Genomic DNA, 21,303 nt, shown 5'->3' on the forward strand with positions numbered 1-21,303 from the left:
TGACTCACCCGACGATCCGCCGGCTGACCGCCGGGGCGAGCTGGGGCTGTCCGCGGCGAGCCGCGGCTGTTAGTGTGGTCATGATTACCGACCGATCGTTCAGGAAGGACTTGTCAACGATGACGACGCAGACGGCGGAGCTTGTTCCCAGCTATGTTCAGGACGGATGGTGGACCCCCGGCGACAGCGCAGGGGCCACCGCGGTCCTTGATGCCAACACCGGCGAGGAGTTGGCTCGGGTCAGCACCGAGGGGCTGGACCTCGCCGCCGTTGTGGAGCATGGACGCACCGTCGGCCAGTCCGAACTGGGGAAGCTGACGCTTCACGAGCGAGCCCTCCGGCTGCGGGACCTGGCGAAGTACCTGAACGACCGGCGCGAGGAGCTCTACGCGATCTCCTACCGAACCGGCGCGACGAAGATCGACTCCATGGTGGACATCGACGGCGGAATCGGCGTGCTCTTCACGTTCTCCTCCAAGGGACGCCGGGAGCTGCCCAACTCCAATGTCATCCCGGACGGGCCGACGGAGGTGCTCTCCAAGGACGGATCGTTCATCGGCGAGCACATCTACACGCGCATCCCCGGTGTCGCGGCGCAGATCAACGCCTTCAACTTCGCCGTGTGGGGCATGCTGGAGAAGTTCGCCCCGGCCTTCATCGCCGGCGTACCGACGATCGTCAAGCCCGCTACGCCCACCGGCTACCTGACCGAGGCCGTCGTCCGGCTGATGGTCGGGTCCGGGTTCCTGCCGGCCGGTTCCCTCCAGCTCATCTCCGGCTCCGCGCGCACACTGCTGGACGTGCTGGACTACCGCGACATGGTCGCCTTCACCGGCTCCGCAAGCACGGCGAACACGCTCAAGTCCCACCGCAACGTCGTCGAGGGCGGCGTCCGCTTCTCCTCGGAGACCGACTCGCTCAACGCGGCGATCCTCGGTCCGGACGCCGTCGTCGGAACGCCGGAGTTCGAGGCGTTCGTCAAGGCCGTCGCCACGGAAATCACGTCCAAGGCGGGGCAGAAGTGCACGGCCATCCGCCGCACCATCGTGCCAAAGGACCTGGTGAACGACGTCGTGGCCGCCGTGGGCCGGCGCCTCACCGAGCGCGTTGTGCTGGGCGATCCGCGCGCCGAGGGCGTGACCATGGGGGCCTTGGCTTCGCTCGAGCAGTTGCGAGACGTGCGCGGCGCCGTCGAGGACATGCTCGCCGCCGGAGGCGAGCTGGCCTACGGAACGCTCGACGCCCCAGTGGTGCGGACCGCATCCGGCGAGGAGTCCGTGGTGGGCGCCGGAGCGTTTATGTCGCCGCTGCTGCTGACGTGGGACGACGTCGAGAACGAGGCGGTCCACAGCCGCGAGGCCTTCGGCCCGGTGACATCGGTCATCGGGTACACGGACCTGGCCGACGCCGTCCGGCTGGCCGCCAAGGGGGCCGGTTCGCTGGTCGCCACGGTGTGCACCAACGACGCCGACACCGCCCGTGAGCTGACGATCGGGATCTCCGGCCACCACGGCCGCGTGCACATCCTGAACCGCGAAACCGCGCGCAGCTCGACCGGGCACGGTTCCCCGGTGCCGCACCTGGTCCACGGCGGGCCGGGCCGCGCGGGAGGCGGCGAGGAACTCGGAGGCATCCGCTCGGTCAAACACCACATGCAGCGCACGGCGGTCCAGGGATCGCCGAACATGCTCACCGCGGTCACGGGAACGTGGCACACCGGGGCGGACCGGAACATCGCCGGCGCCCCGGAATTCGGGGGCGTGCAGGGAGCGGTGCATCCGTTCCGGAAGTCGCTGTCCGAGCTGCGGATCGGCGACGCCTTCGCCTCCCCGCTGCGCCGGGTGACCCAACAGGACATCACCGACTTCGCCGAGACGACGGGGGACACCTTCTATGCCCACGTGGATCCCGCGGCCGCGGAGGCCAACCCCTTCTTCCCCGGCACCGTGGCCCACGGGTATCTGCTGGTGTCCTGGGGCGCGGGGTTGTTCGTGGAGCCCGCGCCGGGGCCGGTCCTCGCCAACTACGGTCTGGAGAACCTGCGCTTCGTCACACCCGTGCCCGCCGGCGACTCCATCCGGATCACGCTGACGGCCAAGAAGATCACGCCGCGCGTGACCGACGAATACGGCGAGGTCTGCTGGGACGCCGTGATCCACAACCAGGATGGCGAGATCGTCGCGAACTACGACGTCCTGACGCTGGTGGAGAAGGAAGACACGATCTACAGGAACTGGCCGGCCCAGGCCCAGGCCTAGTCGCGCCGTAAGCGGAAGGGCCCGGAACGCGCCGCGTGGCGCGTTCCGGGCCCTTCCCGTGTGTGGACGGTGGCGCGGCGCCTCTAGTACGCCTTGACGCGCTGTTCCACGATGAGGTGGATGAGGGCGAACTTGCCCTCCTCGTCGATGGTCTTGAGCGCAGCCTCCAGTGCCGCCGGCACATCGGCATCGCGCTCCACGCGAACGCCGAAGCCGCCGAACGCCTGCGCCATCATCGCGAAGTCGGGGTTCTGCAGCTGCGTGCCGGAAACGCGGTTCGGGTAGTCCCGCTCCTGGTGCGTGCGGATGGTTCCGTATTCCTGATTGTCCATGACCACAACCAGCGGGGTCGCCCCGTACTGCGTGGCGGTGGCCAGTTCCTGGCCGTTCATCAGGAACTCTCCGTCGCCGGCAATGGTCACCACGCGGCGGCCCGGGTAGTTCAGCGACGCCGCGACCGCCGAGGGGATGGAGTAGCCCATGGAGCCGTTGCGCGCGCTGATCATCGACGCGTAGCCGTTGGTGGGGAAGTAGCGGTGGGCCCAGTTGGTGTGCTCGCCCGCGCCGAAGGTCACGATGGAATCCTCGGGGAGCCCCTGGACCATGTTCGCCATCAGTGTTGCCATCCTGGCCTGTCCGTCGCCCGGAACGGCCGACGGTAGTGCGGAGAACTTCTCCTGCTCTCCGCGCATGCGTTCCGTCCACTCTCTCCAGGACGCCTTGACGGGGAGGTCCATGCGGACGAGGTCGCGCACAAAAACATCCGGCTTCGAGGCGATCTGGTAGGAGACGGGGCCCGAGCGTCCGCGCAGTGACGGGTCGATGGTGACCAGGAAGTTCTTTTTGTCCCAGTTCTGGCGTACCGCGAACCCGTCCGTGATCACGTCGCCCGGCACGGTCCCGACGAACACCAGCAGGTCGGTCTCGGTGAGCAGGTCGTAGGTCGGCTTCGGTCGGCCGTAGCCGATCGGGCCTACGTAGGACGGGGAGTTGAAGGGGACCGTGCCCTCCGTGCGCCACTCGGCCGCGGCGGGGAGGTCGTGCTCCTCCAGCCAGGCGGTGAACGCCGCGGCGCCCTCGGCCGACCAATCGTTTCCTCCGGTGACGAAGAGCGGCTTCTCGGCCTCCTTGAGCGCCTCGTTCAGCGCCTTCCAGTCGGTCACGGTCATGCCGCCCTGGGCCACGGGAATCTGCGGGTGCAGGGTGGCGTCGATCTGCTGCTTGATGATGTCCTCGGGGAGCCCGATGACAACCGGTCCGGGGCGTCCGCTGACGGCCGCGAACATGGCCTCGGCCACGATCTCCGAGGCGCGCTCGGCGTGGTCGAGAACCATCACGCGCTTGGCGCCGGTTCCGAACCAGGCCTTCGGATCGAATTCCTGGAAGGCCTCGCGGTCGCGGTGCTCGAAGGGGATAAGGCCAACGAAGAGGACCATGGGCGTGGAGTCCTGCCACGCGGTGTGCAGGCCCACGTGCGCGTTCGCGGCGCCCGGCCCGCGCGTCACCATGGCGATGCCGGGCACGGGGTTCATCTTGCCGTCGGCCTCCGCCATGTAGGCGGCCCCGCCCTCGTGGCGGCAGACGACCGTCTCGATGTCGGACGTGTGGAGCCCGTCCAACACGTCCAGGTAGCTCTCCCCGGGCACCACGTAGGTTCGCTTCACACCGTGCGCCACCAAGGTGTCGACGATGACGTGTCCGGCGGACTTCGTTGCCGCTGCCGGTGCGGGTGCTTCCGCTGACGTAGCCGTTTGCGTCACTGGGTGACCTCTTTCGCCTTTGAAATCAAATGTCACGTGCCACGGCGGCTCACACACAGGCGCGCGACGTCGATAACGCCGTGGTCGACCCAAAATACCGCCACGCCATGGTTACCGCGCAGTCGGCATGACACGCGGCGGTCATGCATGCGACGCGCATCACATTCCCTTGACGCGCAGCGGGGCACCGGTCCCGCGCCCGCGCGCCTAGGCTGGGTGCATGAAAGCCTCCCCGTGGCCCGCGTGCCGGCCCGACGACGGCGCCGCGGCCCACCTCAGGCCGTGGACCGCGGACGAATCGGACGTCTCGGCGGTGTTGGGCGCCTTCGGCGCGGCGGACATGCGCCGCCAGGCCGCCGGGCAGATCACCACGCGGCAGGCCGCCCTGGACTGGCTGACAGGGATGGTGCCCGGCGCCGGGGGCTCCGCGCGCGCCTTCGCGATCGATTTGGGCGGTGTGGGCGGTGTGGTTGGCGCCGTGGGGCACGTGATGGTCTCCGGCATCGACGGGGACCACCAGACCGGTTGGGTGTCCTACTGGGTGGCGCCGGGCCACAGGGGCAGGGGCCTGGCGGCCGCCGCGGCAGCCGGGCTCGCACGCCACTGCTTCGACGACCTGGACCTGTTCCGCCTGGAGCTGGGCCACCGCACCAACAACCCGGCCTCGGGCGCCGTGGCGTCCGCCGCGGGATTCCGCCCGGAGGGCATCGAGCGCGCGAAGTTGCGCTATCCCACCGCCGGCGGCGGCTGGGAGCGGCACGACGTGGCCCGGTGGTCTCGGCTGGCTAGCGACCCCGCGCCGCGGGCCGCGCCGCTTCCCCTGGGATAGTCCCACGGGCCGGTCCGTGCGGCCGCGCTAGGCCGAATAGGGATGCGGGGGATACGCCTCGACCGACTCGTCGGCCGCTTCCGCCGGGAGTTGGCGCCACGCCCACCAGCCGTACACGGACGCGCCGAATTGGAGCACAAGCACGGCCAGGGTGGCCAGGGCGGGCTGGCTGCCGAAGAACAGGACGATGTAGGCCACGGACGCGGCCGCGATGGCGAGCCATGCCCAGCGCACCCCGTTGGCGATGCCCACCAGGCCCGCCGTGACGGCCGCGCCCAGCGCGGCGTTCAGCCAGAGCGACGTCGCGGCGGCGTCGAGGGCGAGCCCTGAGGTGAGCATGGGCCCAAGGCGCAGGCCGGTGAGGACCACGACGACCGCGGCGCCCCAGAGGACCTGCACCGGCGCGAACCCCCGCACTTCGACGCTCCGGCCGAAGCGGCCCGCCAGCGGGTACTTGCTGAAGCGCCAGAGCCCGTACGCGGCGAGGAACATGGCCGGCAGGGCCGCGAGCAGCCCCGCGTACCCGAAGAGCAGCGCGGTGACCAACGGTCCGCCGAAGACGGCGAGGACCTGGGCCCACCATCCCAGATCGCTGCGCCGCGCCAGCAGCAGGAGGGCCACGCCGGTCAACAGGGTGGAGAGGGCGCTGAGGGCCACGATGGTCGCGGTGGAGGTTCCGGGCGCCTGCCCGAAGAGTTCGAAGAAAAGCTGGTCCACGTCAGAATTGCCTATCGAAAAGATGTTGCGGTCCGCTCGCGGCGGTGGGGCGCGCCCCGCGGGGCACGCCCTCGATGGTATCGCCCCGGGGCCCTAGCCGTTGCGCGTGTGCAGCCCGTGGAGCATCATCGCGATGGCGTTGTCCTCCACCTGCGACGCCGTCACGGGGCCGTCCGGCCGGTACCACTCGACCAGGGAGTTGATGGTGCCGAACAGCAACCGGGTGGTGGTCCGCGGATCGATGTCCCCGCGAAGCGTGCCCTCGTGTTGGGCCTGCACGACGAGGTCGGTGACCTTGCGGTCCACCGCGCGGCGGCGTTCGAGCGCGTCGCGCTCCACCTCGGTGTTTCCGCGCAGGCGCAGGAGCAGGGTGACGAACTGCTGGCGCTCGATCAGCACCCGGATGGTGGAGCGCAGAATGAACTCCAGCCGCTCCTCCGCCGTGCCGTGCAGCGCGCCGTCCTCCTCGCCGATCGCCTCCAGGGGAACCAGCGCCTGGTCCAGCGCCAGGCGCAGCAGGTCGCCCTTTGACGGGACGTGGTGGTAGATCGCGGACTTGCTGATGCCCAGGTTGTCGGCGAGTGTGCCCATCGACGTGGCGTCGAAGCCGTGCTTGTTGAACACCTGCACGGCGATCCCCAAGACGGACTCCTGGTCGTATCCGGGACGGCCGCGCTTGGCGCCGGCAGACTTCATTGCTGTGTTGGGCATGGGCACGATGTTTTCACACCTCGGTCGCTATTTGTCGCGCAGGTCGTAGATGCGGCGCAGCTTGCCCGACGAGCGGGCGAGGCTCCCGGGATCCATGACCTCGATCCGGCAGGAGGAGCCGATGTTGATCTTGATGGCCTTCTGAAGCTCCAGCCCGGCAGCCTGACCGCGGGCCGAATCGCACTCCTCGCGGCGCTCGATCTTCACCGCCAGCTCGTCCATGCGGTTCGGCCGCGTGATCTCCAACTGGAAGTGCGGGGAGAGTCCGGGGATCTTGAGGGCCAGTTCCTCGATCTGCGAGGGGAACAGGTTGACGCCGCGGAGGATGATCATGTCGTCGCTGCGCCCCGTGATGCGTCCCATGCGGCGGTGTCCCGGGCGGGCCGTGCCCGGCAGCAGCCGCGTGAGGTCGTGGGTGCGGTAGCGGATGATCGGCAGCGCCTTCTTGGTGAGGGACGTGAAGACCAGCTCGCCGTGCTCGCCGTCGCCCAGGACGCGCGAAGCGTCGAAAGCGTCGATGATCTCCGGGCGGAAGTGGTCCTCCCAGATGTGGCTGCCGTCCTTCGTCTCGTTCGACTCGCCGGCGACGCCCGGGCCCATCACCTCGGACAGGCCGTAGATGTCGCAGGCGTCGATGCCGAACATGACCTCCAGTTCGTGGCGCATCTCCTGCGTCCACGGCTCCGCGCCGAGGACGGCGACCTTGAGGGATGTGGAGCGCGGATCGACGCCGGCCCGCTGCATGGCGTCGCCGATGGTCAGCAGGTATGTGGGCGTGCAGAGGATCGCGTCGGGCTCGAAGTCCCTGATCATCGTGATCTGCTTCTCGGTCTGTCCGCCGGACATGGGGATGACCGTGGTGCCCAGGCGTTCGGCGGCGGCGTGGGCGCCGAGGCCACCCGTGAACAGCCCGTAGCCGTAGGCGTTGTGGACCCGCCACCCCGGTTTGACGCCGGAGAGCCGCAGGCAGCGGGCGCCAAGCTTCGCCCAGTCGTCGAGGTCCGACTGCGTGTAGCCGACGACCGTGGGGCGGCCGGTGGTGCCGGAGGACGCGTGGATGCGGGCCACCTCCCCGCGCGGGACGGCGAACATGCCGAACGGGTAGGTGCGCCGCAGGTCCTCCTTCTCGGTGAAGGGGAACTTGGCCAGGTCGGCGAGCTCCTTGAGGTCGGAGGGATGGACGCCCGCGGTGTCGTACTTTTCCTTGTAGAGGGGCACGCGGGCGTAGGCGTAGGCCACGGTCTCCTTGAGGCGCGTGAGCTGGATGGCCTCGATCTGGTCCCGACTCATGGTCTCTTCGGGATCGAGAGGGTTGGCGAGTTCCGTCGTGGAGAGCGTTTCGGTCATCATCGGCCTTCTTTGGTGCGTGGTGGGCTGGAGGCTGCGCTTGTCAGCGCTTCGGGACGGTGCGCGAGCGCCCGCGGAACTCGGCGATGACCTCGTCGTCGCCGCCGGGGACGGACTGGGTCACCACGATGTCGTAGAGTCCGCTGCGGCCGGCCTGGCGACGGCGGTCCGCCACCGCGGTGAGCGTGCGGCCGGCGATGCCGGACTTCAGGAAGTTGATGTCGACGCCGGCGGCGACGGTGATGGTGTCGGGGGACCCGCCGGCGGGGTTGCAGGCCATGGCAAAGGCCGTGTCGGCCAGCGCGAAGACCATGCCGCCGTGGGCGATCCCGAAGCCGTTGAGCATTTCGCGGCGGAGCGTCATGGCGATCCTCGCGTGCCCGTCTGCCACGTGGTGCACCTCGACGCCAAGCCACGCGGCCGTGTGGTCGTTCTCGAGAATGGCGTGGCGTGTGGCGAGGTTTTTGGAGCCGCCGGGGCCGCGGGATTCGACGTCGATGTCGGTCATGTGATGCCCTTCACTGTTATTTACCGAATGTTCATTAGGTAATCCTGTGCGGCGGAAAATGTCAAGGGCGTCGGCGCGTCGCGGGGCCCGGGGGAGGGCCATCCGGCGGTCGCGGGAGAGACGCGAAAAACGCGCCGAACGGACCGCGCCGGGGCGCGGCCCGCGCGGCGCGCGGGCTGGAGGCGGCGGACGGGACCACCCGTCCGCCGCACCCGTGGATCAGGCGAGGCGCTCCGTGGCACCGAGGGCATCGAGCGCGAATGCGTAGTCCCAGGCGCGGTCCTTCCAGCCCTCGTAGCGGCCCGAGGCGCCGCCATGTCCGCCGTCCATCTCGATCTTCATCACGATCGGCTCGGAGCCGGTGGTGTGCTCCCGGAGCTTCTGGACCCACTTCGCCGGTTCGACGTACAGCACGCGGGTGTCGTTGAAGCTGGTCACCGCAGCGATCCGGGGGTACGGGACGTCCGCGACGTTCTCGTAGGGCGTATAGGACTTCATGTACTCGTACACCTCCCGGTCGGTGATCGGGTTGCCCCACTCCTCCCACTCCAGAGCGGACAGCGGGAGCTCTGGATCGAGGATCGTGGTGAGGGCGTCGACAAACGGCACCTGCGCCACGACGGCGCAGTACAGCTGCGGCGCGAGGTTCGCGATCGCGCCCATCAGCAGGCCGCCGGCCGAACCGCCCATGGCGGCGATGCGGCGCGGATGGGCCCATCCGGCGGCCGCCACGTGTTCGGTCACGGTGATGAAGTCGGTGAAGGTGTGCTTCTTGGCGAGCTTCTTGCCGTCGTCGTACCAGGCCCTGCCCAGCTCGCCGCCGCCGCGCACGTGCGCGACGACGAACACCACCCCCCGGTCCAGCAGGCTCAGCCGCGGAATGGCGAAGGCCGGGTCCATGCTGATCTCGTAGCTGCCATAGCCGTAGACCAGGGCCGGGTTGGTGCCGTCGGGGCGGACGTCGCGCCGCCGCACGATGCTCACCGGGACGCGGACCCCGTCGGCGGCGGTGGCCCAGTCGCGCTCGGCCACGTAATCGGACGGATCGTAGCCGCCCTTGACCGGGGTCTCCTTGCGCAGGTCCAGCCCGCCGTCGGCCAGCGCGTAGTCGTAGACCCGGGGCGGCACGGTGTAGCTGGTGTAGGAGAGCCGCACCAGCGGGGACTCGAACTCGGCGTTGGCCAGCGAGCAGGTGTAGAGCTCCTCGTCGAAGGCCGGTTCGGCGGCAGCCTGCTGGTCCGCCGTACCGATCCCGGCCAGCGGCAGGATCTGGACCCGCTCGGTGGTGTCCTTGCGCACGGACAGGACGGCGTGCGTCGCGGTGACGGCGGTTCCCTCCACCTTGACGTCGTCGCGGTGCTTCAGCACGGTCGCCCAATGCTGCTGGGCGAACGGCTTGGCGAACTCGTCGCCGGGCACCAGCGACACCATGTTGTTCACGGCGTCGTGGTTGTGTGTGACGAGGTAGGCGCGCGCGCCCGCCACGTCCACGGGGTCCATGCTGTGCAGGATCCGCTCGTCGCGGGACAGCAGGAGTCGCGGCGCCGCGGCGGGGTCCACCAGGTCCAGGGTGTGCGTCTCGCTGTATTCGGAATTGCCGATGCCGATCAGCAGCTCGCGGCGGTCCGGCGACAGGTCGAAGCCCAGCCACATGCCCGGATCGTCCTCCTGGAACAGGACGACGTCGGACTCGGGCGCCGTGCCCAGGGTGTGGACCTTGATCTGGTGCGGTCGCCACGAGTCGTCGACGACCGTGTAGAACACGCGCCGGCCGTCCGGCGAGAAGGCCAGGCCGTAGAACACGTTCTCGATGGTGTCGGGGAGGAGCGCACCGGTGGCGAGGTCCTTGACGCGCAGCGTGAAGCGTTCGTCGCCGGCGTTGTCCTGGGCGTAGGCCAAGAGCGAGCCGTCCTCCGTGACCGCCATCCCGCCGATGGAGAAGAACGGCTTGCCCTCGGCTTCGGCGTTGCCGTCCAGGAGCACCTCCTCGCCGCCGAACGGCGCGCCCGGTTCCACAACGGGGGGCGTCCAGTCGGCGGTGGCGTCACCCGTGTCCCGTGCCGCGACCCGGCAGTGGACGGCGTACTGCTTGCCCTCCTCGGTGCGCGTGAAGTACCACCAGCCGCGTTTGCGTGCGGGGACGGAGAGGTCGGTCTCCTCCGTACGCTCCTTGATTTCGGCAAAGATCGCGTCGCGCAGCGGCTGCTGGTGGGCCGTGACGGCCTCCATGTAGGCGTGTTCGGCCTTGAGGTGCTCCACCACCTCGGGGCTGTCCTTCTCTCGGAGCCACTCGTAGTCGTCGACGAACGTGTCGCCGTGGTGCGTGCGCTGCACAGGCACCTTCTTCGCGACAGGCGGGCGCGTGCCGCCTGAGGGCCCCGCGGGACCAACGGCACCGGAAGCCTCTTCCGGAGCCGCGTCCTGGGGGGTCTGGTGCTGTGCGGTCGTTTCACTCATGGGCACCATTCAACCCGCAACACCCCCGCGTTCCCAGCCCGCGGGCCCCGTGTTCGCCGTCGGCGTCCGGCGTGCCGACCTAGCGTTCCGGAACCAGGGTCCGGCTGTACTGCACCGCTCCGTTGGCGTTGACGAGGCTGACCGTAAACTCGGAGCCGTCCCCCGCGACGTCGACGTGGCCGAAGTACTGGTGGTCGCCGGAGCGGGGGGAGCCGAGTGGCGGGCCGGCCTGCTCGAAGTCGACGCGCGGACCGAACGTCAGGTCCAGCTTGTTGGGCCCGAACGAGCCGGCGTTGATGGGACCGGCGACGAACTCCCAGAACGGCTTGAAGTCGCGGAAGGCCGCGCGCTCGGGAGAGTAGTGGTGGGCGGCGCAGTAGTGCACGTCGCCGGTCACGAAGACCACGTTCTTGATGCTGTGGTCCTTGATGGCCTTCAGCAGGCGGGCGAGCTCCAGCTCGCGGCCCAGCGGGGCGCCGTTGTCCGCGTTGGAGATGGACTCCTGGGCCTTTCCGTCCGGGACAACGAGGCCTAGGGGCAGGTCGTTGCCGACGACCTTCCACGTGGCCCGGGACGTGCGCAGCCCTCGGATCAGCCACTGCAGCTGCTCCTCGCCGAGGAGCGGGGTCTGCGCCGTCTCCAGGCCGTCGGTGTTCGGTCCCTTGTGGCTGCGCATGTCCAGCGCGAAGACCTCCAGTTGCGGGCCGCGGTCGATCCGGCGGTAGATGCGGGCCGGTTCGAAGCCGGTGCCCGGCCGCAGCGCCCGGGAATCCGCGATCGGCATGTATTCCTGCCACGCCTGCCGACCGCGGCGGGCGAGCGTGTCGACGTCGCGCACGGTGTAGCGGGGATCCTGGAGGATCTCACCGGGATACCAGTTGTTCACGGTCTCGTGGTCGTCCCACTGGGCGATGACGGGAACCTCCGCGTACATGGCCCTGAGGTTGGCGTCCATCATGTTGTAGCGGTGCCGCCCGCGGTACTCGTTGAGCGTCTCCGCCACCTTCGAGACTTCCTCCGTGACCACGTTGCGCCAGATCTGGCCGTCGGGCTCCACTTGGGTGGCCGCGATGGGGCCATCGGCGTAGACGGTGTCGCCGGAATGAATGAAAAAGTCCGGACGGGTTCCGTGCATGGCGGCGTAGCCGCGCATCCCGCCGATCTCCTCGTTGATGCCGAAGCCCTGTCCCGCGGTGTCCGCCGTCCAGACGAAGCTCTGGGCGCCGTCGTCGTCCCGTCCGCGCCTTCCGCCGGCGCCGCGGCCGGGGGACGTGCCCGGGGCCGTCACCAGGGTGCCGCGCCCGGACTCGCCGATGCGGCCGTCCTCGTCCTCGAACATCAGGGCGACGTCGAAACGCGTTCCGGACGGTAGGCCGCGCGCGCTGATCTTGGCGGTGAAGTCGCTGGCCTCCGTGGCCTGGCCCCCCGCCAGCCGCAGGGTGCGGGCGTGCCGGCCGCGCAGGGGAGCGCCGCCGGAATCCAGCGGACGCAGCACGGCGTGCAGGCGCCCGGGTCCGGATGCGCGGGACCACAGCACGGCGGAATCGCGGGTGACGTCTCCCATGGAGATCCCGGACGGCAGCGTAAGGCGACGGGTCACGAGGGGCGCCGCGGCGGGCCTGCGGGCGGTCGACGCCGCGGCGGGCAGGGCGGCCGCCGCGAGGACGGAGGCTCCCGCGGTCCCGACAAGCAGCGTGCGACGGTTGACGGTTTTCGTTGAGTCGATCATGGGGCACAGTCCACCGGACGCAGCTGGCCGAATGGTGGCCCCCGCATGAACTGCGTCCCAATCCTTCGGGCGTCCCCGGTCGTGGGCCGTTTCCGGCGCGGGCGGAGTCGGCCTATTCTCTAGGGAGCAAAAGGGCTCCCGGGAACCGTGGAGACCCATGTCACCAAGAACGGGGTAGACACCTTGAGAAACCACACGAAGGCCCGCGGCCCGCGGCGCAGGACCGGGGCGGTGGTCGCGGCGCTGCTGGCGGTCGCGGCCCTGTTGTTCGGCGCCACGGCCGCCGGGGCAACATCGACCGGGGAAGCGGGGTCGGCGGAGGGCAAGACCTTCGTGATCGGAACGGACACCACGTTCGCGCCGTTCGAGTTCCGCGATTCCAATGGCGAGATGACCGGCATCGACATGGACCTGATGCGGGCGATCGCCGACAGCCAGGGTTTCGAGGTGGAGATCCGGTCGCTCGGCTTCAACGCGGCGCTACAGGCGCTCTCGTCCGGCCAGGTGGACGGCGTGATCGCCGGCATGTCCATCACCGACGAGCGCAAGGCGATCTACGACTTCTCCGAGCCGTACTTCGAATCCGGCGTGCAGATGGCGGTCGACGAGAACGACGACACCGTCAAGGGCTACGAGGACCTGGCCGGCAAGACGGTGACCGCCAAGACCGGCTCCGAGGGCGAGACCTACGCGAAGTCGATCGCGGACCAGTACGGCTTCCAGGTGAACTCCCTCGACCAGTCGGCGACGATGTACGAGCTCGTCAAGTCCGGCAACGCCGTCGCGGTGTTCGACGACTACCCGGTGCTGGCCTACGGCATCGCCCAGAACAACGGGCTCAAGACAGTGACCGAGAAGGTTCCCGGGGGCTCCTACGGGTTCGCCGTGAACAAGGGCGACAATCCCGAACTGCTGGCCGCGTTCAACGACGGGCTCGCCGAGCTCAAGGCCAACGGCGAATACCAGAAGATCCTGGACGAGTACCTCGCGGATCCGACGGCGGCGCAGCCCACCACGTTCTGGGAGCTGCTGGGCGGTTCCTTCCCCGCACTGATGAAGGGATTGGGCAACACCCTGCTGGTCACTGCGATCTCCTTTGCGCTCGCCATGGTGCTGGGGCTCTTCTTCGGGTTCTTCAAGGTCTCCCACAACATCGTGCTGCGCGGAATCGCGACGACGTTCGTCAACATCTTCCGCGGCACGCCGCTGCTGGTGTGGGCGTTCTTCTTCTACTTCGGCATTCCACAGCTGACCGGGCAGCCGATCGACATTTGGGTCGCCGCGGTGCTGACCCTGTCCCTGAACTCCGCCGCGTACATCACCGAGATCGTCCGCGGCTCCATCCAGTCCGTGGATCCGGGGCAGCTAGAGGCCAGCCGCAGCCTGGGCCTGGGGTATGGCAAGTCCATGCAGAAGGTCGTGGTGCCGCAGGCGTTCAAGATGATGACGCCGTCGCTGATCAACCAGCTGATCATCATGCTCAAGGACAGCTCGCTGCTGCTGGCCATCGGCTTCGCCGAGCTGCTCTACCAGGGCCAGCAGATCTACGCGTCCAACTTCCGGATCACCGAGACGCTGTTCATCGTCGCGGTCATCTACTTCGTGGCCATCATGGCGCTGACCAAGCTGGCCAATGCCGTCGACAGGAGGTTCAACAAGTGAGCGAATCCATGGCGAACGAGCCACGCAAGAGCAAGATCATGGTCCGCGGGCTCCACAAGTCCTTCGGCTCCAACGAGGTTCTCAAGGGCATCGACGCGGACGTCGCAGAGGGCGAGGTGGTGTGCGTGATCGGCCCCTCCGGGTCCGGCAAGTCCACGTTCCTGCGCTGCCTTAACAAGCTGGAGGACATCACCAGCGGCCACGTGGTGGTGGACGGGTTCGACCTCGTGGACCCCAAGGTGGACATCAACCAGGTCCGGCGGAGCATCGGCATGGTGTTCCAGCACTTCAACCTGTTCCCGCACATGACGGTGGCGGAGAACATCATGCTGGCGCCGGTGGAACTGAAGAAGGCCACCAAGGAACAGGCCCGCCAGCAGGCGCTGGAGCTCTTGGACAAGGTGGGACTGCGCGAGAAGGCCGACGCGCGCCCGGCGTCGCTCTCCGGCGGGCAGAAGCAGCGCGTGGCGATCGCCCGCGCCCTGGCCATGAACCCGGGCATCATGCTCTTCGACGAGGCGACGTCGGCGCTGGACCCGGAGATGGTCGGCGAGGTCCTCCAGGTCATCCGCGACCTGGCCAAATCCGGCATGACGATGGTCCTGGTGACCCACGAGATGGGCTTCGCCCGGGAGGTGGGCGACCGGGTGCTGTTTATGGCCGACGGTGTCATCTGCGAGCAGGGCAAGCCATCGGACCTCTTCGGAAACCCCCGGCAGCAGCGCACGCAGGACTTCCTCTCGAAGGTCCTTTAGGCGCAAGGCACGCAGACGACGGCGGCCGCATCCTTCACGCGAAGGGTGCGGCCGCCGTCGTCGTTCCCCTCGCCGGGCGTCGCGGCGCCGTGCCTACCCACGGCCTACCCCGCGGCCAGCGCCACAAGCCAGAAGCACAGCGCGCCGGCCGGAAGCACCCAGTGCGCGGCGACCGCCATGGCCGTCGCGCCCCGCCCGGCGCGGGGTCCGGACAGGGGATCGACCACCGGGTCTGCCGCCGTGCGCAGCGCGCGTACGGTGTCCCACACCGAGGTGGCCAGCAGGACCGCCCCCGCGACGATCGCGACCGCGGCCGCCGGCATGGACAGCCACGCGGCATCGGCCGCGCGCGGCGTAAAGAGTCCGGAGAGAATGCCCGCGGCGATCACGGCCACCACCACCCCGGCGAGGACCCGGCGGTTGCGCAGGGCGGCGTTGAAGTAGGCGGGCAGCGAGGCGACCGCCACGATGGGCACGGCGAGCAGCAGCGCCTGCGGCAACGAGTAGAGCAGTGGGCGGCCGTCGATCAGCGGCGCGAACGTCGAGTTGAGGACCAGGAAGGCCAGCAGCCCCGCCGCAGCCCGCGCCACCGTGGAGCCGAGCCGGGCAGCGTCGGCCGCACGGGGCAGCTCAAGGCTGGCGGCATATTCGCGGGCCGGGCCGAAGGCGTCCTCGGGCGCCTGGCCCGAATCCGCGAGGAACTCCCTGACGGTCGCCGCGGCGTCTCCGATTGCGTCGCCGGGCACGTCGCGCAGGCGCAGCTCGAGCACGAAGTCGTCGAACCACTTCCGGTGCAGCGTGTTGTTCATGCGGTTCTCCCTTGCTTGTTCCCGCTCCCGGCGGGGCTGATGTAGCGGATGCTCGCGGCGGTGAAGGCGTTCCACCGGTCGGCCTGGTGGTGGAGTTCGTCGCGGCCGGAGTCGGTGAGGGCGAAGTACTTGCGACCCGGTCCTCCGTCGCCCGCCTTCCATTCGGTGGTCACCCAGCCGGACGCCTCGTGGCGCGTCAGCAGGGGATAGAGCGTTCCGCCCTTGATGGTGCCGAGCCCCGCCCGCTCCAGTTCGGCGATGATGGCGTAGCCGTAGGAGGGTCCCTCCTCCAGGGCGCGCAGTACGCACAGGCCGAGCGCGGCACGGAGCCAGTCGCTGGGCCACTCCGCGCCCGGGTGGGTGCCGGATGTCCCGGCCGTGGCGGTTTTCATAACTAGATTGTGTGGCTAACTAGTTTGCCTGTCAAGCCCCTCGCCTTGCCGCCCGCGGGTGTTGACGATCGGCGGGGCACCGCATATCCTGAACGAACGGTCAGTAATTCGAACCAGCCACAGTGAGGTGAGCACGATGGGTGCACAAAACGACGCCGGCGGGCACCTTTCCGCCGTCCCGAGTGCCGAGGAGCAGGAGGGCCAGGCCCGCTTTGACGCCCTGATTGCCCAGGACTCGCGCATCGAGCCGCGCGACTGGATGCCGGAGGGATACCGCAAGACGCTCACGCGCCAGATCTCCCAGCACGCCCACTCCGAAATCATCGGCATGCAGCCGGAGGCGAACTGGATCACCCGGGCGCCCTCGCTGAAGCGCAAGTCGATACTCATGGCCAAGGTCCAGGACGAGGCGGGCCACGGGCTCTACCTCTACTCGGCGGCCGAAACGCTGGGCACGCCGCGCGACGTGTTGAACGATCAACTGCTCACGGGCAAGGCCAAGTACTCCTCGATCTTCAACTATCCCGCCCGTTCCTGGGCCGACATGGGTGCCATCGGCTGGCTGGTCGACGGCGCCGCGATCGCCAACCAGGTGCCGCTGTGCCGCGCCTCCTACGGCCCCTACGGACGGGCCATGGTCCGCGTCTGCAAGGAAGAGTCCTTCCACCAGCGCCAGGGCTTCGAGATCCTCCTGGAACTCGCCAACGGCACCGAGGCGCAGAAGAAGATGGCGCAGGACGCGGTCGACCGCTTCTACGCCCCCTCGCTGATGATGTTCGGGCCGCCGGACAGCGATTCCCCCAACTCGTCGCAGTCCATGAAGTGGAACATCAAGCGGTTCTCCAACGACGAACTGCGCCAGCGCTTCGTCGGCATGATCGCCGAGCAGGTCAAGGTCCTTGGCCTCACGCTTCCGGACCCGGAGCTCTGCTTCGACGAGGAGTCCGGCAAGTGGCTCCACATGGACCTGGACTGGGAAGAGTTCTCCGCGGTGATCGCCGGCAACGGTCCGTGCAACGCGCAGCGGCTGGAACGCCGCCGCGAGGCCCACCGCGAGGGCGCATGGGTGCGCGAGGCCGCGGCGGCCTACGCGAAGAAGACACAGGAAAGGGTGGCCTAGGCATGGCTGATTCCAACGGTTGGCCTTTGTGGGAAGTGTTCGTGCGCTCGTCCAGGGGACTGTCCCACGTCCACGCGGGCTCGCTCCACGCCCCGGACGCGGAGATGGCCGTGCGCAACGCCCGCGACCTCTACACGCGTCGCAACGAGGGTGTCTCGCTCTGGGTCGTCGCGTCCGAGAACATCGTGGCCTCCGACCCCGACGCGAAGGGGCAGTTTTTCGAATCCCCGCAGGGCAAGGACTACCGTCACGCGACGTACTACAAGAAGAGCGAAGGCGTGAAGCACCTGTGAGCGCGCCCGAGACAACCGACAGCCACGGATCGCACGGCGTGGACCACAGCCTGGACAGCTTCGGCGACTCGGCCGCCTCGGCCACCCGGGTCACGCCGGGCAATGCGTTGCGCCCCGAGGACATCCAGGTCCAGCGGGACAAGCCGTCCGACGCCGTGGCGCGCTACGCCGTCCGCCTCGGCGACGATGCCCTGATCCTGGCGCAGCGGCTGTCCCACTGGATCTCCCGCGGACCGGAGATCGAGGAGGACATCGCCCTGGGCAACATCGCGCTGGACCAGCTCGGCCACGCGCGATCGTTCCTCAGCTACGCCGGGCTGGCGTGGGACAAGACCGAGGACGACCTCGCCTACTGGCGGGAGGAGGAGGAATTTCGTTCCCTCCACATCGTCGAGCAGCCAAACGGCGACTTCGGCGCCACCATCCTCCGGGGCCTGATCGTCTCCATCTACCAGCACCTGTTGTATTCGCGGCTGCTGGACTCCAGCGACGCCACGATTGCGGCCATCAGCGCGAAGGCCGTCAAGGAGGTCGACTACCACCGGGACCACGCAATCCAGTGGACGCTCCGCCTGGGCCTGGGAACCGAGGAGTCGGCGCGCCGGATGCGCCACGCGTTGGATGTGCTGTGGCCCTACATCGACGAGATGTTCGTCGACGAGCCCCTGCACGACGAGATCGGCGACGCCGGTGTCCGCCCCTCCACGCTCAGGGCCGCATGGGAGTCCGAATTCCACACCGTGCTGGGTGAGGCCGGCCTCGAGGTCCCCAAGGCGCCGTTCGCGATGTGCGGTGGACGCAAGGGCGAGCACTCGGAACACCTCGGCCCGATCCTCGCCGAGATGCAGGTCTTGGCACGCAAGCACCCCGGCGCGAGTTGGTAGGGGCTGCCATGGCCGCGCCAGCTCCGGAACTGCTTCGGATCGCCGCCAGCGTCACCGACCCGGAGATCCCGGTCCTCACCATCGAGGACCTCGGCATCCTCCGCGGCGTGGAGGCCGACGGCGACGAGGGCGTCGTTGTCACCATCACGCCCACCTATTCGGGCTGCCCAGCGATGGACGCCATCCGCGAGGACCTCGAAGAGGCCTTCGGCTTGGCGGGCTACGGCCGGGTCAGGGTGGAGCTGGTGCTCTCGCCAGCCTGGTCCACGGACTGGATGAGCGAGGCGGGCAAGGCCAAGCTCGAGGAGTACGGGATCGCGCCCCCCACGGGGAAGGGCCACCGCGGTCCGGTAACCCTCGGGCTCACGGTCAAGTGCCCCCGCTGCCACTCGCTGAACACCCGCGAACTCTCCCGTTTCGGGTCCACTTCCTGCAAGGCGCTCTACCAGTGCAGGGACTGCCTGGAACCCTTCGACTACTTCAAGGTGCTCTCATGACTGAAACCAGTGCATTCGCAAAGGCCGCGTCCGGTTCCGACGCGGCGGGCGGACGCCGCCGCGCGGCGTTCCACACGCTCCGGGTGTCCGAGGTGCGTCGCCTCACCGCGGATGCCATCGAGGTGACCTTCGAGGTCCCGGCGAGCCTGCGGGACGAGTACGATTACCTGCCCGGGCAGTACGTGGCGCTGCGCAAGGAGCTGCCGGACGCCGAGGGTGCCGTCCGCGAGGTCCGCCGCAGCTACTCCATCTGCGCCGAACCCAGGCCGGGCGAGATCAAGGTCGCCATCAAGCGCGACCTCGGCGGCCTGTTCTCCACCTGGGCGAACGAGAGCCTGGCCGCCGGGGACACCATGGACGTGATGAGCCCCTCGGGTGCCTTCATCTCCAAGCACAAGATGACGGGCCTGAACGACCCCGAGTCGATCGACACGGACACGGACCACGTGTTTGTCGCCGTCGCCGCCGGGTCCGGCATCACGCCGGTCCTGGCCATCGCGCGCACCGTGCTCGCGGCCAACGAGAACGTCCACTTCGACCTCGTTTACGCGAACAAGGCCGCCATGGACGTTATGTTCCTGGAGGAGTTGGCGGACCTGAAGGACCGCTATCCCTCCCGCTTCGCGCTGCACCACGTCCTGTCCCGCGAGCAGCGCATCTCTCCGCTGCTGTCCGGGCGCATCGACTCGGAGAAGCTAACCACGCTCCTCGGCTCCGTCATCCGCACCGATCAGGTCGACGAATGGTTCTTGTGCGGACCGTTCGAGCTGGTGCAGCTGGTCCGCGACAACCTGTCCGCGCAGGACGTGGACCCGGAAAAGGTTCGCTTCGAACTCTTCACGACCGGCCAGCCCACGCGCCCCGAGGGGCACGTCGGCCGCCCCGTTGTGGACGACGGGGACGGTGAGGGGTACGAGATCGAGTTCCGCCTCGACGGCCTTCAGGGGCAGGTCAAGAGCCCCGTCTCGGCGCGCGAGAGCATCCTTAACGCGGCCCTGCGGGTCCGGCCGGACGTTCCCTTCGCCTGTGCCGGAGGCGTGTGCGGCACCTGCCGGGCCAAGCTGGTCACCGGGACCGTGGACATGGACGAGAACTACGCGCTGGAGCCGGACGAGGTGGCCGCCGGCTTCGTGCTGACCTGCCAGTCCCATCCCACCAGCGAGAAGGTTTCCGTCGACTTCGACGCGTAGCCCGGCCGCCGGCACGGGCCCAGCCCCGCCGGCAAGACCGCCGCGGGACATACCGCTAAGAACAGGAGCCCCCATGATCGACCTGGTGATCGCCGACGGCGTGGCCGAGATTGTCCTCAACGCCCCGCAAAAGATGAACGCGTTGGACGGTGCCGCGCTCGCGGAGTTGTCCGCGGCCTACGACGACGCCGCCGCGGCCGCCGGGCGCGGCGACGTGCGCGCCCTGCTGCTCCGTGGCGAGGGGCGGGGCTTCTGCGCCGGCCGCGACATCTCCGGCGTCGTCCCCGCCGACGACGACGTCCAGGGTTACCTGGGCGGGCTCCTGGAGCCCCTGCTGCGCAAGATGTCCGCCTTCCCGGCGCCGACGTTCGCCGCCGTCCAGGGCGCCTGCCTGGGTGTTGGACTCGGGCTGGCCATCGCCACCGACGTCGTCTATGTGGCGGACAACGCAAAGATCGGATCGCCGTTCGCGAACCTTGGCGCGACGCTCGATTCGGGCGGCCACTGGCTCTTCACGGAACGGCTCGGAGCGCACCGGACGCTGGACCTGATCTACACCGCCGAGCTGGTGTCCGGGGCCGAATCGGTGCGCTCGGGGCTGTTCAGCCGCTCGATGCCGGCGGAGGAACTGCTCGGGACCACGCGGGCCACGGTCTCCCGCGTCGCCCGCGGCGCGACCGGCGCCTTTGTGGCCTCCAAGGAGCTCGTCGCCGCGATCCGCGACCGCCGCCTGGGGCTTTGGGACTCGATGGCGCAGGAGAACGCCGCGCAGGCCGAACTGTGCGCCACCCGGGACTACGCGGAGGGCTTTGCCGCGTTCCAGGAAAAGCGCGCGCCGGTCTTCCGCGGAACGGCCCAAGCGGCCCCCGGGGTCCGGCGGCCCTAGCGGGTATCCACGTCCTCGAAGATCAGGAAGGTCTGCGTGTCCAGCACACCGGGCATCGACTGCAACTCGTCGAAGATGACGCGGCGCAGGTCCACGTTGTCGCGGGCGCGGACCAGCAGGATGACGTCGAAGTTGCCGCCCACCAGCCCTATGTGGTGCACCGCCGGAAGCGCCGCCAGCCGTTCGCGCATCTCGCGCCAGGAATGCTGCCTCAGCTTCAGGGTCACGTAGGCCGACGAGCGCAGGCCCGCCCGGACGGGATCCACCACGGCGGTGTAGCGCGTCACCACGCCCTCGTCCTGCAGCCGGTTGATGCGCGAGTACGCGTGCGCCCTCGAGACGTGCACGGTCTGGGCGATGGCCGTCACCGACTGGCGCCCGTCGCGTGTCAACTCCGCCAGGATGCGCCGGTCGACGTCGTCGAGGGGTACTGGTGTTGCTTCCATTGCTGGCCTTCCGGTCGTGCCGTCCACGAAATGGTGTGTAGCCCGGGTCACAG

The 21,303-nt window shown here is 69.0% G+C and carries 20 protein-coding genes; 10 read left to right on the forward strand and 10 right to left on the reverse strand.

The window, feature by feature from the left end:
• Window positions 1-119: 119 nt before the first annotated feature.
• The gene (paaZ, locus tag AC3ZJJ_RS02090) at window positions 120-2,258 is read left to right on the forward strand and encodes a phenylacetic acid degradation bifunctional protein PaaZ (protein WP_489893618.1); all 2,139 of its coding nucleotides are present in this window, start codon (window positions 120-122) and stop codon (window positions 2,256-2,258) included.
• An 83-nt stretch (window positions 2,259-2,341) separates the two neighbouring features.
• Here the strand turns inward: paaZ and AC3ZJJ_RS02095 are convergent, their stop codons facing one another.
• The gene (locus AC3ZJJ_RS02095) at window positions 2,342-4,018 is read right to left on the reverse strand and encodes a thiamine pyrophosphate-dependent enzyme (RefSeq protein WP_489893620.1); all 1,677 of its coding nucleotides are present in this window, start codon (window positions 4,016-4,018) and stop codon (window positions 2,342-2,344) included.
• 220 nt (window positions 4,019-4,238) lie between these two features.
• On the opposite strand from AC3ZJJ_RS02095, the gene AC3ZJJ_RS02100 reads away from it, so the two are divergent.
• Entirely contained in the window at window positions 4,239-4,847 is a 609-nt protein-coding gene (locus AC3ZJJ_RS02100) for a GNAT family N-acetyltransferase (protein ID WP_489893621.1), read from the forward strand.
• 27 nt (window positions 4,848-4,874) lie between these two features.
• Here the strand turns inward: AC3ZJJ_RS02100 and AC3ZJJ_RS02105 are convergent, their stop codons facing one another.
• From AC3ZJJ_RS02105 to AC3ZJJ_RS02130, 6 genes are all read right to left on the reverse strand, one after another.
• Window positions 4,875-5,564: a nicotinamide mononucleotide transporter gene (locus AC3ZJJ_RS02105; RefSeq protein WP_489893622.1), complete on the reverse strand. Its 690-nt coding sequence runs from the start codon at window positions 5,562-5,564 to the stop codon at window positions 4,875-4,877.
• Between the two features lie 93 nt (window positions 5,565-5,657).
• Window positions 5,658-6,275 carry a TetR-type transcription factor C-terminal domain-containing protein gene (locus tag AC3ZJJ_RS02110; RefSeq protein WP_489893623.1) on the reverse strand — a complete coding sequence of 206 codons (618 nt, stop codon included), beginning with the start codon at window positions 6,273-6,275 and terminating at the stop codon, window positions 5,658-5,660.
• A gap of 27 nt (window positions 6,276-6,302) precedes the next feature.
• Entirely contained in the window at window positions 6,303-7,622 is a 1,320-nt protein-coding gene (locus AC3ZJJ_RS02115) for an AMP-binding protein (protein ID WP_489893624.1), read from the reverse strand.
• 43 nt (window positions 7,623-7,665) lie between these two features.
• Window positions 7,666-8,130 carry a hydroxyphenylacetyl-CoA thioesterase PaaI gene (gene paaI, locus AC3ZJJ_RS02120; RefSeq protein ID WP_489893625.1) on the reverse strand — a complete coding sequence of 155 codons (465 nt, stop codon included), beginning with the start codon at window positions 8,128-8,130 and terminating at the stop codon, window positions 7,666-7,668.
• 219 nt (window positions 8,131-8,349) lie between these two features.
• Window positions 8,350-10,587, reverse strand: coding sequence for a S9 family peptidase (locus AC3ZJJ_RS02125; protein ID WP_489893626.1), 2,238 nt, complete (start codon window positions 10,585-10,587; stop codon window positions 8,350-8,352).
• Between the two features lie 79 nt (window positions 10,588-10,666).
• The gene (locus tag AC3ZJJ_RS02130) at window positions 10,667-12,316 is read right to left on the reverse strand and encodes an alkaline phosphatase D family protein (protein WP_489893627.1); all 1,650 of its coding nucleotides are present in this window, start codon (window positions 12,314-12,316) and stop codon (window positions 10,667-10,669) included.
• A 246-nt stretch (window positions 12,317-12,562) separates the two neighbouring features.
• Here AC3ZJJ_RS02130 and AC3ZJJ_RS02135 point away from each other — a divergent pair, with 246 nt between their 5' ends.
• Window positions 12,563-13,978: an amino acid ABC transporter substrate-binding protein/permease gene (locus AC3ZJJ_RS02135; protein WP_489895645.1), complete on the forward strand. Its 1,416-nt coding sequence runs from the start codon at window positions 12,563-12,565 to the stop codon at window positions 13,976-13,978.
• Window positions 13,979-13,986: 8 nt separating this feature from the next.
• Window positions 13,987-14,733: an amino acid ABC transporter ATP-binding protein gene (locus AC3ZJJ_RS02140; RefSeq protein ID WP_489895647.1), complete on the forward strand. Its 747-nt coding sequence runs from the start codon at window positions 13,987-13,989 to the stop codon at window positions 14,731-14,733.
• A 104-nt stretch (window positions 14,734-14,837) separates the two neighbouring features.
• Here AC3ZJJ_RS02140 and AC3ZJJ_RS02145 read toward each other — a convergent pair whose 3' ends face one another.
• Complete coding sequence (locus tag AC3ZJJ_RS02145) at window positions 14,838-15,542, reverse strand: hypothetical protein (RefSeq protein ID WP_489893628.1); 705 nt, start codon at window positions 15,540-15,542, stop codon at window positions 14,838-14,840.
• On the reverse strand, window positions 15,539-15,934 hold the full coding sequence (locus AC3ZJJ_RS02150; protein ID WP_489893629.1) for a PadR family transcriptional regulator: 396 nt from the start codon (window positions 15,932-15,934) through the stop codon (window positions 15,539-15,541). The genes AC3ZJJ_RS02145 and AC3ZJJ_RS02150 overlap by 4 nt, the downstream gene beginning before the upstream one ends.
• A 136-nt stretch (window positions 15,935-16,070) precedes the next feature.
• On the opposite strand from AC3ZJJ_RS02150, the gene paaA reads away from it, so the two are divergent.
• The 6 genes from paaA (at window position 16,071) to AC3ZJJ_RS02180 (ending at window position 20,804) form a co-directional block, all read left to right on the forward strand.
• The gene (gene paaA / locus AC3ZJJ_RS02155) at window positions 16,071-17,054 is read left to right on the forward strand and encodes a 1,2-phenylacetyl-CoA epoxidase subunit PaaA (RefSeq protein ID WP_489893630.1); all 984 of its coding nucleotides are present in this window, start codon (window positions 16,071-16,073) and stop codon (window positions 17,052-17,054) included.
• Between the two features lie 2 nt (window positions 17,055-17,056).
• Window positions 17,057-17,347 (forward strand): 1,2-phenylacetyl-CoA epoxidase subunit PaaB, encoded by a 291-nt coding sequence (gene paaB, locus AC3ZJJ_RS02160; RefSeq protein ID WP_489893631.1) that lies wholly within the window; start codon window positions 17,057-17,059, stop codon window positions 17,345-17,347.
• On the forward strand, window positions 17,344-18,231 hold the full coding sequence (gene paaC / locus AC3ZJJ_RS02165) for a 1,2-phenylacetyl-CoA epoxidase subunit PaaC (RefSeq protein ID WP_489893632.1): 888 nt from the start codon (window positions 17,344-17,346) through the stop codon (window positions 18,229-18,231). The genes paaB and paaC overlap by 4 nt, the downstream gene beginning before the upstream one ends.
• Before the next feature lie 8 nt (window positions 18,232-18,239).
• Complete coding sequence (gene paaD / locus AC3ZJJ_RS02170) at window positions 18,240-18,728, forward strand: 1,2-phenylacetyl-CoA epoxidase subunit PaaD (protein WP_489893633.1); 489 nt, start codon at window positions 18,240-18,242, stop codon at window positions 18,726-18,728.
• Window positions 18,725-19,918: a 1,2-phenylacetyl-CoA epoxidase subunit PaaE gene (gene paaE / locus AC3ZJJ_RS02175; protein WP_489893634.1), complete on the forward strand. Its 1,194-nt coding sequence runs from the start codon at window positions 18,725-18,727 to the stop codon at window positions 19,916-19,918. Before paaD ends, paaE begins: the two co-directional genes overlap by 4 nt.
• Before the next feature lie 73 nt (window positions 19,919-19,991).
• Window positions 19,992-20,804, forward strand: coding sequence for an enoyl-CoA hydratase/isomerase family protein (locus AC3ZJJ_RS02180; protein ID WP_489893635.1), 813 nt, complete (start codon window positions 19,992-19,994; stop codon window positions 20,802-20,804).
• On the opposite strand, the gene AC3ZJJ_RS02185 is transcribed toward AC3ZJJ_RS02180, so the two are convergent.
• Window positions 20,801-21,250: an Lrp/AsnC family transcriptional regulator gene (locus tag AC3ZJJ_RS02185; protein ID WP_489893636.1), complete on the reverse strand. Its 450-nt coding sequence runs from the start codon at window positions 21,248-21,250 to the stop codon at window positions 20,801-20,803. The genes AC3ZJJ_RS02180 and AC3ZJJ_RS02185 overlap by 4 nt on opposite strands.
• Window positions 21,251-21,303 lie beyond the last annotated feature (53 nt).

The sequence above is a fragment of the Arthrobacter sp. AOP29-A2-19 genome (assembly GCF_058138025.1).